A 16,325-nucleotide genomic window follows, 5' to 3' on the forward strand; every position below is an offset into this window, starting at 1 on the left:
CCAATAAAAAAGCCTTGCGGCAAGACCGCAAGGCTTTTGATGCAGCGAGGCAAGCCGAGCTAGTTGCGGGATGCCAAGGCGCGATTGACACTCAGTGCGGCCAGCGTACCGACAGCGCCGGACAGCAAGTACAGGCTGACATAACCCAGACCAAAGTGTGCCGACAGGCCCAGCGCGACCAGCGGTGCAAAGCCGGCACCGACCAGCCAAGCAAGATCCGACGTCAACGCAGCGCCGGTATAGCGGTATTTACGTTGGAAGTTGGCCGATACCGCACCATGTGCCTGACCGTAAGACAGACCCAGCAGGAAGAACCCGAGCAGAATGAAAGTGTTCTGGCCGCCAATGCCGCCGCTCATCATGGCGGGCACAAAGGCGCTGAACACGGCGATCATGGCTGCAAAGGTGCCAAGGGTGTTACGACGTCCGAAGCGATCCGCGATCAGGCCCGAGAACAGCACACCCAGAACACCGAGTACCGCACCAGCCATCTGGATCACCAGGAAGTTACTGATTGAGCGCGCCGAATACAGATTGATCCACGACAGGGGAAATACCGTCACAACGTGGAACATGGCGTAGCTGGCCAATGCTGCCAATGCGCCAATCAATACGTTGCGGCCTTGCGAGCGCGACAGCTCAACCACACTGGTTGGTTCCAGTTCCTGTGCATCCAGCAACTCCGTGTATTCGGGTGTGGAGACCAGACGCAAACGAGCAAACAGGGCTACCACGTTAATGGCGAATGCCACATAGAACGGATAGCGCCAGCCCCACTCCAGGAAATCTGGCAGAGACAGGGTATAAACCAGATAGGCAAACAGGCCGGCAGCGATCATGAAGCCGATCGGCGCGCCCAACTGGCCGAGCATGGCGTACCAGCCGCGGCGTTCTGGCGGTGCCGTGATCGCAAGGAGGGAGGGCAGACCATCCCAGGAACCGCCCAACGCCACGCCCTGACCAATACGGAACATGGCCAGCAGAAGGATGGCGATCGCACCCAGTGTGCCGTATGTTGGCAGAAAGGCAATGCCTGCCGTGGAGAAGCCGAGAATGAACAAGGCGAGTGTCAGCTTGGCTTCCCGACCGTAGCGTCGTTGAATTTCCATGAACACGACGGTACCAAAGGGACGGGCCAAAAAGGCAAAGGAGAAAATAAGGAAAGAATACAGCGTGCCGGTCAGACGTTCTTCGAACGGAAAAAACACGGCGGGAAACACCAGGACGGAGGCGATGGCGTAGACAAAGAAGTCAAAGTACTCGGAAGTGCGACCCAGTACGACCCCGATCGCGATTTCTCCTGGTTCGACCTTGCCCCCCTGGGCATTGATGTTGCCGGTTTGACTACTCAAGGAATCGTGATGCCCTGGTGATCCTGGATGGGCAGACAGTCCAGCGTTATAAGTGGTAGCCATGATCCTCGCCTCCATTTCTTTTGGTTTAGTCCATCAATTACCCTGCTTTACCTCACTGTTCAGACGTCTTGATACTAATTTACACCTGATTTATCAAAAGGTGGGACAAAACGTCCAATCGGCAGGTTGCGTAATTGAGATTACAGTAGCAGCCTCCCAAACCTCTGTATGTACGGAATGACTCATTTATTCACACGTCGCGGGCTATGGCTGTTACCGCTCGTACTACTATTGTCCGGATGCGATTTGGTTCTGCTGAATCCTTCTGGCGATATCGCAGCCCAGCAAGGCAACCTCATCATCGTTTCGACGCTGCTGATGTTGATCATTATTGTTCCGGTCATCATTCTGACCTTCGTGTTTGCCTGGCGCTATCGCAAGGGCAATACCGAAGCCAAGTATGAACCTGACTGGGATCACTCGACCAAGCTCGAATTGCTGATCTGGGGCGCACCGCTGCTGATCATCATCATTCTGGGTGCGATTACCTGGGTGAGCACACACAAGCTGGATCCGTATCGTCCGCTTGATCGTATCGATGCCAGCCGTCCGTTGCCAGCCGATCACCAGCCGATGACCGTGCAGGTTGTCGCGATGGACTGGAAATGGTTGTTCATCTATCCGGAACAAGGCATCGCGACGGTGAATGAATTGGTGACACCGATCGATACGCCGATCCGCTTCAAGATCACGGCATCGACCGTCATGAACTCGTTCTTCATTCCTGCGATGGCTGGCCAGATCTACGCCATGGCAGGTATGGAAACCACCCTCAACGCTGTCATGAACAAGCCAGGCACCTACGAAGGTTTCTCGGCCAACTACAGCGGCGCGGGTTTCTCGCACATGCGCTTCAAATATCATGCTGTCAGCGATGAAGAGTTTGCTGCCTGGGTTCAAAAGACCAAGGCCGAAAACGCTGAATCGATGGATCGCACCAATTACGTTGAACTGGAAAAACCAAGTGAACGTGAGCCTGTGCGTCGTTACGGCAAACTGGACGCAGAACTGTTCGAAGCCATCGTTAATCGTTGCGTCGAACCTGGCACTGTTTGCATGAAAGACATGATGGCAGCGGATGCAAACCGTCTGCGCGTTGATGTCCTTGCACGCAACCTGTCCAAAAATGAAGCTGCGGCACGCCTTGCGCTGATCAACAGCGAAGTGTGCAGTTCCACTCCAAATTTGATGAAGAACGAAGATGCAAGAGCATACTAATCACTTGATTTTCGGCCGTCTGGGCTGGGACGCGATCCCGCTTCACGAGCCGATTCTCATCGTCACCTTCTGCGCGGTTGTCCTTGGTGGCATCGCGATGCTGGGTGCGTTGACCTATTTCCGCCTGTGGGGCCCGCTGTGGCGCAACTGGATCACCAGTATCGATCACAAGAAGATCGGCATCATGTACATGATCCTCGGTCTGATCATGCTGATGCGCGGCTTTGCCGACGCGATCATGATGCGTCTGCAGCAAGCGATCGCTTTCGGCGACAACCTCGGTTACCTGAACGCGCACCACTACGATCAGATTTTCACGGCGCACGGCGTGATCATGATCTTCTTTGTGGCAATGCCGCTGGTGACGGGTTTCATGAACTATGTGGTGCCACTGCAAATTGGCGCACGTGACGTTGCGTTTCCGTTCCTGAACAACTTCAGCTTCTGGATGACCACCTTCGGTGCCGTCCTGATCATGGTATCGCTGTTCATCGGTGAATTTGCAAAAACCGGCTGGCTGGCGTATCCGCCGCTGTCAGGCATTCTTGCGAGTCCGGACGTCGGGGTCGATTACTACATCTGGGCGCTGCAGGTGGCCGGTGTGGGTACGACGCTGTCCGGTATCAACCTGATCGCCACCATCGTCAAGATGCGCGCGCCAGGCATGACCATGATGAAGATGCCTGTTTTCACCTGGACCTCGCTGTGCACCAACGTGCTGATCGTTGCTTCGTTCCCGATCCTGACCGCAGTCATTACGCTGCTGGCACTGGACCGTTTCGTGGGTACCAACTTCTTCACGAATGATCTTGGCGGTAACGCCATGATGTACGTCAACCTGATCTGGATCTGGGGCCACCCAGAGGTGTACATCCTGATCCTGCCTTGCTTCGGTATCTTCTCCGAAGTGGTGTCGACGTACTGCCGCAAGCGTCTGTTCGGTTACACCTCGATGGTGTACGCGACCGTTGTGATTACCATCCTGTCCTACCTCGTGTGGCTGCACCACTTCTTCACGATGGGTTCGGGAGCGAGCGTCAACTCGTTCTTCGGTATCACGACGATGATCATTTCGATCCCGACCGGCGCGAAGATCTTCAACTGGCTGTTCACGATGTATCGTGGCCGCATCTCGTTCGAGCTGCCAATGATGTGGACGATTGCCTTCATGGTGACCTTCGTCATCGGTGGTATGACCGGCGTGTTGCTGGCGGTTCCACCTGCCGACTTCGTGCTGCATAACTCCCTGTTCCTGATCGCGCACTTCCATAACGTGATCATCGGCGGTGTGTTGTTCGGTCTGTTTGCCGGTATCTACTACTGGTTCCCGAAAGCATTCGGCTTCAAGCTGGATCCGTTCTGGGGCAAGTGCTCGTTCTGGTTCTGGGTCATCGGTTTCTACGTTGCCTTCATGCCGTTGTACGTTCTCGGCCTGATGGGTGTGACCCGTCGTATGAGCCACTTCGACGATCCATCGCTGCAGATCTGGTTCCAGATCGCTGCAGTCGGTGCAGTGCTGATCGCGATGGGTATCGGTTCGATGCTGATCCAGTTCGGTGTCAGCTTCCTGAAACGCGACAAGCTGCGTGACGTGACCGGTGATCCATGGGATGGCCGTACGCTGGAATGGTCGACCTCGTCGCCACCACCAGATTACAACTTCGCGTTCACCCCACGCGTGCATGACACCGATAGCTGGGCTGACATGAAGAAGAACGGTTATCAGCGTCCGCTGGAAGGCTTTACGCCGATCCACATGCCAAAGAACACGGCAGCAGGTTTCATCATCTCTGCGATGAGCGGTGCGATGGGCTTCTTCCTCGTCTGGCAAATGTGGCTGCTGGCTGGCCTTACGTTCGCAGGCATCGTTGTTGCCTCGATCATCCATACCTTCAATTACAAACGTGATTTCTACATCCCTGCGGATGAAGTAGCCCGCACCGAAGAAGCACGTACTCGTTTGCTGGAAAGCCATGTCTGATACACACGCAACTTCGCATGGCGCCCTGAGCGGCGCCGCTGATCCACGTTATTACGTGCATGAGCATCATCCGGAAGGCAGCACGATGCTGGGCTTCTGGATCTACCTGATGAGTGACTGTCTGATCTTTGCCTCGCTGTTCGCAGTGTATGCAGTGGTCGGTCGTAACTACGCAGGTGGTCCAACGGGTGCAGAACTGTTTGACCTGACGCTGGTGGCCATCAACACGGCATTCCTGCTGTTGTCGTCGATCACCTACGGCATGGCCATGATTGCTGCGCAGAGCAAGAACCTGAAGGGCACCCAGCTCTGGCTCGCCATTACCGGCGTGTTCGGTGCAGCGTTCCTGGCGGTTGAACTGTACGAGTTCTATCACCTGTGGCACATGGGTGCGACGCCGCAAACCAGCGCGTTCCTGTCGGCGTTCTTCACGCTGGTCGGTACCCACGGTCTGCACGTCACCTTCGGTATCATCTGGCTGATCACGTTGCTGGTGCAACTGAACAAGCATGGTCTGATTCCTGAGAACCGTCGTCGCCTGATGTGCCTGTCGATGTTCTGGCACTTCCTGGACGTGGTCTGGATCGGCGTCTTTACCTTTGTTTATCTGATGGGAGTTCTGCCATGAGCGATCACGCACACGCACACGGCGACCACGGTCATGACGACCACGACAGCGGCTATCACGCCACCACCAAAGGCTACGTCGTCGGTTTTATCCTGTCGGTCATCCTGACGGCAATTCCGTTCTGGCTGGTGATGGGCAATGTCATCCAGAACTCGAACACGACGGCTTTCGTCATCCTCGGCTTTGCAGCCGTGCAGATCGTGGTGCACATGGTTTACTTCCTGCACATGAATGGCAAGGTGGAAGGTGGCTGGTCGATGCTGGCGCTGATCTTCACGGTCGTGGTCGTGATCATCATGCTGGCGGGTTCGATCTGGGTCATGTATCACCTGAATCACAACATGATGCCAGGCATGATGCACGATGCGGCACACAACCTGACGCTGCCTGCTGGCGCACCGGATGCAGGACATCTGTCGCATAGCAAATGAGTGACAGGACTGCCCTGAAAAGCGGCTCGGCTTCGGAAGAAGCCGAGCCGCTTTTACGTTCAAAATCCGCCCGGCTGATTCTGGTTGTATTGGCCGTTATTTTGTTCGCCGGTTTTTTCTCGCTGGGGACCTGGCAGCTCTATCGTCTGCAGTGGAAACTGGCCTTGATCGAACGCGTCGAGCAACGTGCGCATGCTGCGCCGGTTGCAGCACCAACGCCGGATCGCTGGTCCGAAGTGAATGCCGCTTCCGATGAATACCGCCATGTCACCGTCCGTGGTCATTATCAGTATCAGGCATCGGCACTGACGCAGGCGACGACCGAGCTGGGTGCGGGTTACTGGTTGCTGACACCATTGCGCGATGAGCAGGGCAGCACCACACTGATCAATCGCGGTTTTGTATCTGTACAGGATGCGGCACGGATTCGTGCGGCGATGGCTGGCAAGGCTGCCGATGCATTGGCGCCTGCCACTGAACCGGTCGAGGTCAATGGCTTGCTCCGTATCACCGAACCGGGTGGCGGCTTTTTACGCGCCAATGATCCGGCAGCAGATCGCTGGCATTCGCGGGATGTCGCGGCGGTTGCCCAGGCGCGTGGCCTGACGCGGGTGGCACCGTACTTCATTGATGCCGATGCGTCCCGACAGGTGCTGACCGATCCCTTGCTGGACGGTGCGGTGCAGCCGGTTGGCGGTCTGACGGTGATCTCGTTTCATAATAACCATCTGGTGTATGCACTAACTTGGTATGCTCTTGCCTTGATGGTGGTGGCTGTCGTGGTGTGGATTGCGCGTACGGAGCGCAAACGTCGCGCCGCTGCCGCACCCGCCGATTGACAAAGACAGCCACGGAAACCTGAATGTCAGGAAAAAGCGAAACGGCAGCGGCCGAGCACAGCGCCGGAAAGCGCTGGCGAGATGCACTCGGTACCAGCCTGACCGGTCACAAGAACATGCAGCAACTGATTCAGTTGCGCTGGATCGCCGTGATCGGCCAGCTTTCCACCATCTTTGTGGTCACGGTGGTGTTCGGCATCGAGCTTCCGGTGCGCCTGATGCTGGAAGTACTGGTGTGTCTGGTCGCCTTCAATCTGGCCAGTCACTTGCGCTGGCACGAGCGGCCGATGGTTTCCAACAAGGAACTGTTCCTTGCAATGCTGGTGGACGTTGCCATCCTGACAGCCCAGCTGTATCTGAGCGGCGGCACCACCAATCCTTTCGTTTTTCTCTATCTGCTGCAAATCATCCTCAGTGCCTTGCTGCTCGAGGCATGGTCGACCTGGATGATTGTCGGTATCACCAGTACCTGTCTGGTTGGCCTGTCTGCGTTTTCGCATCCGCTGGTTTTGCCAAGCGAGAGCGAAACGCTGTTCTTCAGCTTGTACGTGCAAGGCATCCTGATCTGCTTTGTATTGAATGCAGCCTTGCTGGCGTTCTTCATTATTCGCATCAATGCCAATCTGCGGGCAGGCGATGCCGAACTCGCCAATCTGCGTAATCGTGCTGTCGAGGAAGAGCATATCGTGCGGATGGGTCTGCTGGCATCCGGTGCGGCGCATGAATTGGGAACACCACTTTCGACGCTGTCCGTCATTCTTGGTGACTGGCGACGCATGCCCGAATTTCAGAATAGTGAAGTGCAGGATGAGATTGCCGAGATGGAGGCGCAGATTCTGCGCTGCAAAGGCATCGTCAGCAGCATTCTGTTGTCGGCGGGCGAGGCGCGTGGCGAATCTTCGGTCAAGACGACACTGCGCACCTTTCTTGATGAACTGGTGGACGACTGGCGCGATAAACGCAGCGTCACCGACTTTGATTACGTCAATCGTATCGAGCAGGATGTGCCTGTTGCGTTTGATTCGGTACTCAAGCAGATGATCTGGAATGTGCTGGATAATGCGGCCGAAGCATCACCACGCTGGGTCGGATTTGATGTCTCGCGCGAGGGCGAATCCCTGTGTCTGCGGATTACCGATGTCGGCCCGGGGTTTCCGGCGACGATCCTGACGCAGCTTGGCAAGCCTTATCAGTCCACCAAAAATAGACCGGGTCGGGGACTTGGATTATTTCTGGTGGTAAACGTTGCGCGCAAGCTGGGTGGCACCATCGTTGCCCGCAACCGCGAAGAGGGCGGCGCGATCGTCGAGGTGGTGTTGCCACTGTCCTCGATCAGTCTGGAAGGAGATGAACAACATGTCGGTTGATCGGCAACTATTGATTATCGAAGACGATACGGCGTTCGCACGTACCTTGTCACGTTCGTTCGAGCGGCGTGGCTACAAGGTGTTGTTGTCTGCCAATCAGGATGAAGCGGCCAAGGTCCTGCAAGAGCATTCACCCGGTTATGCCGTGGTCGATCTCAAACTCGAAGGCAATTCATCCGGTCTGGCGTGTGTACAGATGCTGCATCAGCACAATCCGGACATGCTGATCGTCGTGCTGACCGGCTTTGCCAGTCTGGCGACTGCGGTCGAGGCCATCAAGCTCGGTGCCTGTCAGTATCTGGCCAAGCCATCGAATACCGATGACATTGAAGCGGCCTTCAACCACGTTGCCGGCAATACGGATATCGAACTGACCAATCGCTCGACCTCGATCAAGACGCTGGAATGGGAGCGTATTCATCAGGTGCTGGTCGAAACCGACTTCAATATCTCCGAAACCGCGCGTCGTCTGGGAATGCACCGTCGCACATTGGCGCGCAAGCTGGAAAAGCAGCGCGTCAAATAGGAAGTGGCACGCAAAGCAGGTATGCGCTTTGCGTGGCGTGCGGGAGGCTGTGCTTGCCAAGAGGATACGTTCCGCCTACGCGTTAACGCGTAATTTCCATCGTGGTTTCTGAAAAAACTTCCCGCGGGATAAAAATAATTTGCCATCTTAACGAATATTTAATTCAAAACTGAAATATTCACGAGTATAGTAAATTCATCCCGATAAGAAGGAGAAACGTCATGGCTCAAGTACAAACGTCTGCACTCGCTGTGCAGCCACTCACCGGATTCAGAAACCGCTGGGTGCAACTGATCATCGGTATTCTTTGTATGGGCTTGGTCGCCAATCTGCAATATGGCTGGACCTTGTTCGTCGAACCGATGAACGCCAAGCATCAATGGGGAACTGCCGCCATCCAATTGGCATTCTCCATCTTCATCGTGACCGAAACCTGGCTGGTGCCGATTGAAGGCTGGCTGGGCGACAAGTTCGGTCCACGTCCGGTTGTGGCCGGCGGTGCGATCTTTGCCGGTCTGGGCTGGATTCTCAACAGCTATGCAGAAAGCCTGCCGTTGCTGTACACGGCTGCCGTGATTTCGGGGATCGGTGCGGGTTGTGTGTATGGCACTTGCGTGGGCAATGCGCTCAAATGGTTTCCTGATCGCCGCGGTCTGGCCGCTGGTTTGACGGCGGCCGGCTTTGGCGCGGGTGCGGCCATCACCGTGATCCCGATTGCCAACATGATCGCCAGCGAAGGCTATGAAAAAACCTTCCTGACTTTCGGTATCTTGCAAGGTGTGGTGATCTTCATCCTTGCATTGTTTCTGGTTCGTCCACGTGCGCCTGAACATGCCAAAGGCACGAAAACAGTGGAAGCCGCTGACTACACACCAAAACAAATGTTGAAAACGCCGGTGTTCTGGCTGATTTATGTCATCTATGTTGCGGTGGCTGCGGGTGGTGTGATGGCAACTGCGCAGCTTGGTCCGATTGCGCATGACTTCGGTATCGCCGGTACGCCAATCACGCTGTTTGGTGCGACCCTGCCTTTGCTGACGATGGCGCTCTCGATCGATAACGTGGCCAACGGCTTGACCCGTCCTCTGTGCGGCATGATCTCGGACAAAATCGGCCGTGAGAACACGATGGTGATTGTGTTCATCGGTGAAGGTCTGGCCTTGCTGGGTCTGATGCAGTGGGGACACAATCCTTATGCCTTCATGGTGTTTGCTGCACTGATCTTCATGTTCTGGGGCGAGATTTTCTCTATTTTCCCTGCGATCTGTGGCGATACCTTCGGCAGCAAGTTTGCCTCGGCCAATGCGGGTACGTTGTACACCGCCAAAGGTGCCGCCGCGGCATTGGTGCCGCTGGCCTCACTGCTGGCGGCAGGTGGTAACTGGAACCGCGTGTTTATTCTGGCTGCAGTGGTGACCATCACTGCCGGGTTGACGGCCAAGTTTGTGTTGTCGCCAATGCGCAAACGCTTTATTGCGCAAGGGATCGAGCGTGCCAAACACGCTGCGAACTAATCATTCGTAATCCGTTTTGCTCAAAAAAATGCCGGCTTGAAGCCGGCATTTTTTATGCGGTGTTTCGTTTAACCTGCGTCGCCGCCCGAGACAAACCGTTTCTCGCCGCGCAGGTAGCGCGACAGCCACTGTAGCAGAGCAACCGCATCGCCGAATTCAAGGAAACCGTCCTCGCCTTTTTCAGCGAAGACGCGCGTGCCGTTCAGGCTGCTATCGATGACGAGGCCATCAAAGGTAGCCATCGGCATATAGCCTTCGTTGACTTTGAAACGGTTGTTGTTGAGAAGCGCGTTGACGACATGACCGAGAAACTGGAATTCGGGCGTGCGCATCGATGCCATGTCGTGATCGCGCATATAAATGCCGACGGACAGCAGCGAGTTGCTGACCAGAACGCGGGCGTAATCCATTTTTTCAAGCGGATGCTCGCGCAAATATTCGCTGGCTTCATGGAAATCGATGTCTTCCGAAGGCTGTGCCTCTTCGGCGACGATGTTACCGGCTGAACCGGTCTTTTTGTGCCGCGGTTTACGTTTCAGAAAGAGCTTGGACAGTAGTTGAGACGCTGTTTCTCCAACTTCGTCTGCTTGCATGATGGTAGCGATGGAAATCGGCAAGACCTGCAATTGTTCTTCAATCAGATGAAGCGTGCATTGGGAAACGCTCTCCCCGCTCATATTCGTGGCCATGTCGGTTCCTTTCTTGTTGTGTGATAAAGCTAAAAAAGAAGGGAGGAAAAATATGTGCACAGCGCAACAGCCTGAGCGTGTACACACCTCCATTCAGTTACAACTATGGGTACAACTCATTGTAAGGATGGCAAAACCAAATTTATGTACGTTGACGAACAATAATGCTGCCAAATGACAAGATCGGGTAAGACGATTGTCGGACTGTGAGTCAGCGCACAGACTTCATGGGCTGACGCGATTACTTTACAGCAATGGTTCGACGTGCGACAGAGCTGTTTGCAAATCCATACAGGCATGCGCCTGCATGCCGCACGCCAAAGATTGTGTAATCACGCAGAGGTTATCTTGAGACAGCGTTGGGTCGATGGCAATCGTTTTTCTCTACTGGAAAACGGCGAGGCTTTTTTTCCTCGGGTGTACGAGGCGATTGCGGCTGCGCAAAAGGATATTTTTCTCGAAACCTTCATCCTGTTTGACGACAAGGTAGGGCGTGCCCTGCAGCAGGCACTGGTTGCTGCCGCCGAACGCGGGGTCGAGGTTGACATGACAATCGATGGCTGGGGTTCGCCGGATCTGTCAGAGGAGTTTATTTCGACATTGACGAAGGCTGGCGTACGCGTGCATGTATTTGATCCAGCGCCGGGTATCTTCCGTCGTGTGCATTTGTTCCGTCGCCTGCATCGCAAGCTGATCGTGGTGGATGGCAGTATCGCCTTCATCGGCGGGATCAATTTCTCGGCAGATCATCTGGCCGATTTCGGACCGGAAGCCAAGCAGGATTACTCGGTGGAGGTGCATGGGCCTGTGGTGTCGCACATGTACAGTTTTGCGCAGGCTGCAGTGAAAAAGACGCGTGACCGGCGCCGCTGGTTTCGACGTCGTGAGCCGCTTGCTCCGACGGCCAAACCGCAAGGTGCGCTGGCCGCATTTGTCTGGCGTGACAACCATCGTAATCGCAACGATATCGAGCGGCAGTACCGGCTGGCCATCCGTCTTGCGCAAAAACGGATCGTGATTGCCAATGCCTATTTCTTTCCCGGTTATCGCTTCCTCAAAGCGTTGCGCCATGCCGCAAAACGCGGTGTGGACGTATCACTGATTTTGCAGGGCAATCCTGATATGCCGATCGTGCAGTATGCCGCAAGCATGCTGTATCACCATCTGCTCAGCGCCGGCGTCAAAATCTATGAGTATTGCGATCGTCCGCTGCATGGCAAGGTGGCGCTCGTCGATGATGAATGGGCGACCGTCGGTTCCAGCAATCTCGATCCTCTCAGTCTGGCGCTGAATCTGGAAGCCAATGTGATGATCCGCGATCGGGAATTTAATGCCGAGCTGGGCAAGAGCCTCGACCGTCTGATGAACGAGAGCTGCAAGCAACTCTCCATCAAGGATATCGAAGAGCCGACATGGTGGCGCCTGACACGCAGCTATTTCCTGTTTCATATTCTGCGACGCTATCCGTCGTGGATGGGGTGGCTGCCCACGCATGCGCCATCGCTGAAGGCAGCGCATCGTTCTCAAACCACGGCATCGGTCGAAGCGGCGACGCAGGAGGCATGATGGCGCAGTCTTCACAGGCAACACCGCATACCGGGGCTGAACGCACTGTGAAGAAATCCGCAGCGCATAAAGCCGCACACGGCTGGCGCCAGCGGGCATGGTGGCCGTGGCTGATGCGCTTTCTCAAGATTGCCTTCTTTGCCATCGTGACTTATCTGATCGTCAAGCACGCACGTACGATCGAATGGGGCGAGGTACTCAATACCCTGAAGGAACGTTCACTCCTTGCGCTGTGGCCGGCACTGGTCCTCGCCTTGTGTAGTCACAGTCTGTATGGCTGCTTTGATCTGCTCGGACGTTACCTGATGAAGCACAGTTTGCGTGTATGGCAGGTCGTCAGCGTGACGATGATCAGCTATGCCTTCAATCTGAATTTCGGTTCACTGGTGGGTGGTGTGGCGTTTCGCTATCGTCTGTACTCACGTCTGGGTCTGGATGCCAGCACCATTACGCGCGTCGTCGCCACCAGCATGGCAACCAATTGGCTCGGCTACATGCTGGTGGCGGGCTTGTTGTTCTGGTTCCGGCCGCTGAGTTTGCCGCCCTCATGGGCGATGGATACGGCGGAGCTGCATTTGCTTGGTTTGCCGCTGGTAGGTGTCGTCTGTCTTTATCTTGTGCTGTGCGCGCTGCGTGGTGGCAAGACGCTGTCGTTTCGCGGGCATGAGATGACTTTTCCTTCTTTGCCCTTTGGCCTGTTGCAGATCGTCATGTCGACAGCCAACTGGATGATCATGGGGGTGGTGATCTATGTGCTGCTGGAGCAGAAGATCGCCTATGTGGATGTGCTGAGTGTTTTGCTGATTGCGGCGATTGCCGGCGTGATCACCCATGTGCCGGCAGGTCTGGGCGTGATCGAGGCCGTGTTCGTTGCGCTGCTCTCGCATCGCATGCCATCGAGTGAATTGCTGGCTGGATTGCTGTTGTATCGGACCTTTTATTATTTCATCCCGCTCGGTCTGGCGACGATTGCCTATCTGGTGATGGAGGTGGGCGCAAAACGGGAATCTGCCGGTCAATCCACAGGGGGACATTGATCGGCCAGCAGTTTTTCCAGCAGTGCGCTTAGTTGCGCTTGTTCGGCCTTGCTCAGCGTGCGCAAAATGTTTTTCTGATTTTTGACGTGGGCGCCGATCATCTCCTCGATCAGTGTCAGCCCGTTTTCCGTCAGGGCGACCAGCGAGCCTCGGCCATCGGTCGGATGCGCATTGCGACTGACCAGACCGGCCTTTTCGAGACGCTCGATCCGGTTGGTCATGCTGCCGGAGGAAATCATGGCGGTGTTATACAAGGCGGTCGGTGTCAGCATGTACGGTGCGCCACTGCGACGCAAGGTTGCCAGTACATCGAATTCGCCCGGCTGCAATCCATATTCGGCAAACAGCGGGTTGAGCCTGTCGCGCGAAATCACCAGGGCTGCTTCCTGCAGACGCCCAAGCAACACCATTGGTCCGACTTCGATATCCGGACGTTCCTCGCGCCATTGCCTTGCTGCTTTTTCTGCTCTATCCAATCGTGCCTCCTCAACTATCTCGACGTAGAGATAGTTTTTGCTATAATATCTCGACGTCAAGATACTTTATCTTGTTCCTGATCATCCTTCAAGGCGTTCCATGCTGCGTTCCCGTTCTTCGCTGGCTCTGTTTTCCATTGCGTTGATTGCGATCGGACTCAATTTGCGTCCGGTGCTGGCGACGATCGGTCCTTTGCTGGACGAGATGCAGGCACAAACCGGATTGAGTAACACGGCGGCCAGTCTGCTCACGACGATACCGGTCGTTCTGATGGGTGTCTGCGGGTTACTGGCGGCGCGCCTGCGGATGTGGTTTGGTGTGAGCCGCGGCATTCTGATCGGATTGCTGGCGATTGCCGCAGCGTGCGCGGCACGTGTGTGGAATCCGGGCAGCGCTTCTCTCGTCATGACGGCGATTGTTGCGGGGCTTGGTATTGCGTTGGTACAGGCATTGTTGCCCGTGTTGATTCGCCAGCGTTATGCCAGCAAGGCAGGCAGTGCGATGGGTTTTTACACCACGGCGATCATGGGTGGCGCCTTGATCGCGGGTGTCAGTGCGCCGAATATCGCGGCGCTGTCGAACTGGATGGTTGCCCTGTCTGTGTGGGCGGTGCCGGCAATGGCGGCTGTCGTATTGTGGTTGCTGCTGTGGCCGCAAGAGCCGATATCGGTTCCATCGACTGCGCAGGTTTCGTCCTCGTTATTGCGCCTGCCCCGTGCCTGGCTGTTGATGGTGTTCTTTGGTTTGGGAACAGGCGCATATGCACTGGTGCTCGCATGGCTGCCACCGTATTACACGGCGCTTGGCTGGACACCTGCACAGGCTGGTTCATTGCTGGGTGTCGTCACCCTGTCGGAAGTGATGGTGGGCCTGGCGGTTTCTGCATGGATCGATCGTTTGCATGATCGGCGCATTGCGCTGTATGCGGCAATCTCTTCGTTGTTGGTCGCACTGCTTTTGCTGATTACCATCCCGCTGGCTGCGGCGTGGCCGATGGCGGTGTTGCTGGGATTCGGCATTGGCGCCTTGTTCCCCCTGTCCTTGATTGTGGCGATGGATCATGCCGACAGCCCGCAACGGGCAGGGGAGATCGTCGCCTTTGCGCAGGGCGGCGGTTATATCCTTGCCGCGCTGTTTCCGTTCATCGCAGGCATTGTGCGGCAGCAATCCGATGATCTGACTGACGCATGGCTATTCATGGCGCTGGCATCGTTGGCGATGTTCGCCATTGCCCGACGCTTTTCGCCGGCGGAATGTCACTTGCATCCGCACTGATCATCCATCATGGTTTTGACATGACTTCTTCTTCCTCGCCGAATCAGATATCACATAGCGGATTGAGCACGCCGGTATTGCTGCTGATGTCGGTTGCATGCGGCTTGTGCGCAGGCGGCAATTACTTCAATCAGCCTTTGCTGCATTCGATTGCCACCAGTTTTCAGGTCAGTGAAGCGACCGCTGCATTCACGGTGACAGTGGCACAGGTAGCCTACGCGTTTGGCTTGCTGTTGCTGGTGCCGCTGGGTGACAAACTGGAGCGTCGCAGTCTGGTGGTTCTCTTGATGCTATTGGCTGCAACCGGTCAGTTCATCAGTGGTTTCACCAACGACATTGGCTTGTTGTTTGCCGGTATCGTGATGGCAGGTCTGTTCTCGGTCGCAGCGCAAATTCTCGTACCAATGGCCGCGACTCTGTCGGACCCGGCGCGTAGCGGTCGTGCAGTCGGGATCGTGATGAGCGGTTTGCTGATCGGCATTCTGATGGCGCGGAGCGTCGCCGGTCTGTTATCCGGGCTGGGCGGATGGCATACCGTGTATCGCGTGGCAGGTGTCACGATGCTGGTCGTTGCGCTGGCCTTGTGGTTCGTACTGCCGTCGTCGCGCAATCCGGTACGTGCCAGTTATTTTCAGATTCTCGCTTCCATGGCGACGTTGATTCGCGACATGCCTCGTTTGCGCAGTCGTTCGATCATCGGTGCGCTGGCGTTCGCATCAGTGAGTGCCTTGTTCTCGACCATGGCGCTATTGTTGTCGGGGCCTGCACATGGTCTGGATGATGCACAGATCGGTCTGGTCGGATTGATCGGCGTGGCGGGCGCCTTGATGGCCAACGTAGCGGGTCGCTTGTCCGATCGTGGCTGGGATCGTCAAACCAGCATGGTGTGTGCAATCCTGCTACTGCTGAGCTGGGGCGGACTTTACCTTGGCGGCACCAGTCTGCTCTGGTTTGTCGCAGGAATGTTGCTGATCGATCTTGCCTTGCAGGGGCTGCATATCAGCAACCAGCAGATCGTGTATCAACTGATGCCGGAGGCACGCTCACGCATCAATGCGGTTTACATGACCACGTATTTCATTGGTGCTGCGCTTGGGTCGGCAGCGGGTTCGCTGGCATGGAATATTGGCGGGTGGGGCGCGATCTGCGTGACTGGTGCGATTCTGGCGATGTTGACAGGATTCATGCTCTGGCACGATGGTCGTTTGCAACATCGTGCATCCGGCTCGCCATAAAACAGTTTGTCGCAACGGTCTTCCTGACGGTATGCAAATTGTTCCCGGTCGAGACGGCACTTTGTAAATTATTCATGAACTTTCAAAAAACAGGCCGGTCTACCAGACTCGTCGCTTGTTCTGATAC

At 55.8% G+C, this 16,325-nt stretch carries 15 protein-coding genes; 12 read left to right on the top strand and 3 right to left on the bottom strand.

Features of this window, described 5'->3' with window-relative positions:
• Positions 1 to 59: 59 nt before the first annotated feature.
• Entirely contained in the window at positions 60 to 1,415 is a 1,356-nt protein-coding gene (locus IEV29_RS13040) for an MFS transporter (protein WP_188381712.1), read from the bottom strand.
• A 177-nt stretch (positions 1,416 to 1,592) separates the two neighbouring features.
• On the opposite strand from IEV29_RS13040, the gene cyoA reads away from it, so the two are divergent.
• From cyoA to oxlT, 8 genes are all read left to right on the top strand, one after another.
• Positions 1,593 to 2,633, top strand: a complete 1,041-nt coding sequence (gene cyoA, locus IEV29_RS13045; protein ID WP_188381713.1) for a ubiquinol oxidase subunit II — start codon at positions 1,593 to 1,595, stop codon at positions 2,631 to 2,633.
• The gene (gene cyoB / locus IEV29_RS13050; protein WP_188381714.1) at positions 2,617 to 4,614 is read left to right on the top strand and encodes a cytochrome o ubiquinol oxidase subunit I; all 1,998 of its coding nucleotides are present in this window, start codon (positions 2,617 to 2,619) and stop codon (positions 4,612 to 4,614) included. Before cyoA ends, cyoB begins: the two co-directional genes overlap by 17 nt.
• A complete protein-coding gene (cyoC, locus tag IEV29_RS13055; protein ID WP_188381715.1) occupies positions 4,607 to 5,242 on the top strand; it encodes a cytochrome o ubiquinol oxidase subunit III in 636 nt (211 codons plus the stop codon). Before cyoB ends, cyoC begins: the two co-directional genes overlap by 8 nt.
• Positions 5,239 to 5,673: a cytochrome o ubiquinol oxidase subunit IV gene (cyoD, locus tag IEV29_RS13060; protein ID WP_188381716.1), complete on the top strand. Its 435-nt coding sequence runs from the start codon at positions 5,239 to 5,241 to the stop codon at positions 5,671 to 5,673. The genes cyoC and cyoD overlap by 4 nt, the downstream gene beginning before the upstream one ends.
• Positions 5,670 to 6,512 (top strand): SURF1 family protein, encoded by an 843-nt coding sequence (locus IEV29_RS13065; RefSeq protein ID WP_188381717.1) that lies wholly within the window; start codon positions 5,670 to 5,672, stop codon positions 6,510 to 6,512. The genes cyoD and IEV29_RS13065 overlap by 4 nt, the downstream gene beginning before the upstream one ends.
• A gap of 23 nt (positions 6,513 to 6,535) precedes the next feature.
• Positions 6,536 to 7,879: an ATP-binding protein gene (locus tag IEV29_RS13070; protein WP_188381718.1), complete on the top strand. Its 1,344-nt coding sequence runs from the start codon at positions 6,536 to 6,538 to the stop codon at positions 7,877 to 7,879.
• On the top strand, positions 7,869 to 8,405 hold the full coding sequence (locus IEV29_RS13075) for a response regulator transcription factor (RefSeq protein WP_188381858.1): 537 nt from the start codon (positions 7,869 to 7,871) through the stop codon (positions 8,403 to 8,405). Before IEV29_RS13070 ends, IEV29_RS13075 begins: the two co-directional genes overlap by 11 nt.
• A 221-nt stretch (positions 8,406 to 8,626) precedes the next feature.
• Positions 8,627 to 9,919: an oxalate/formate MFS antiporter gene (gene oxlT / locus IEV29_RS13080; protein ID WP_188381719.1), complete on the top strand. Its 1,293-nt coding sequence runs from the start codon at positions 8,627 to 8,629 to the stop codon at positions 9,917 to 9,919.
• 68 nt (positions 9,920 to 9,987) lie between these two features.
• Here oxlT and IEV29_RS13085 read toward each other — a convergent pair whose 3' ends face one another.
• Positions 9,988 to 10,608, bottom strand: coding sequence for a hypothetical protein (locus tag IEV29_RS13085; RefSeq protein ID WP_188381720.1), 621 nt, complete (start codon positions 10,606 to 10,608; stop codon positions 9,988 to 9,990).
• A 348-nt stretch (positions 10,609 to 10,956) separates the two neighbouring features.
• On the opposite strand from IEV29_RS13085, the gene clsB reads away from it, so the two are divergent.
• Together clsB and IEV29_RS13095 are read left to right on the top strand one after the other, a co-directional pair.
• Positions 10,957 to 12,174 (top strand): cardiolipin synthase ClsB, encoded by a 1,218-nt coding sequence (gene clsB / locus IEV29_RS13090; protein WP_229726394.1) that lies wholly within the window; start codon positions 10,957 to 10,959, stop codon positions 12,172 to 12,174.
• Complete coding sequence (locus IEV29_RS13095; protein ID WP_188381721.1) at positions 12,174 to 13,211, top strand: lysylphosphatidylglycerol synthase domain-containing protein; 1,038 nt, start codon at positions 12,174 to 12,176, stop codon at positions 13,209 to 13,211. Before clsB ends, IEV29_RS13095 begins: the two co-directional genes overlap by 1 nt.
• On the opposite strand, the gene IEV29_RS13100 is transcribed toward IEV29_RS13095, so the two are convergent.
• The gene (locus IEV29_RS13100; protein ID WP_188381722.1) at positions 13,190 to 13,687 is read right to left on the bottom strand and encodes a MarR family winged helix-turn-helix transcriptional regulator; all 498 of its coding nucleotides are present in this window, start codon (positions 13,685 to 13,687) and stop codon (positions 13,190 to 13,192) included. The genes IEV29_RS13095 and IEV29_RS13100 overlap by 22 nt on opposite strands.
• Positions 13,688 to 13,787: 100 nt before the next feature.
• On the opposite strand from IEV29_RS13100, the gene IEV29_RS13105 reads away from it, so the two are divergent.
• Together IEV29_RS13105 and IEV29_RS13110 are read left to right on the top strand one after the other, a co-directional pair.
• Positions 13,788 to 14,963 (top strand): MFS transporter, encoded by a 1,176-nt coding sequence (locus tag IEV29_RS13105; RefSeq protein ID WP_188381723.1) that lies wholly within the window; start codon positions 13,788 to 13,790, stop codon positions 14,961 to 14,963.
• 20 nt (positions 14,964 to 14,983) lie between these two features.
• Positions 14,984 to 16,198, top strand: coding sequence for an MFS transporter (locus IEV29_RS13110; protein WP_188381724.1), 1,215 nt, complete (start codon positions 14,984 to 14,986; stop codon positions 16,196 to 16,198).
• Positions 16,199 to 16,325: the final 127 nt, after the last annotated feature.

The organism is Oxalicibacterium faecigallinarum (genome assembly GCF_014635705.1).
In the GTDB taxonomy this organism is placed as follows: Bacteria; Pseudomonadota; Gammaproteobacteria; order Burkholderiales; family Burkholderiaceae_D; genus Oxalicibacterium; species Oxalicibacterium faecigallinarum.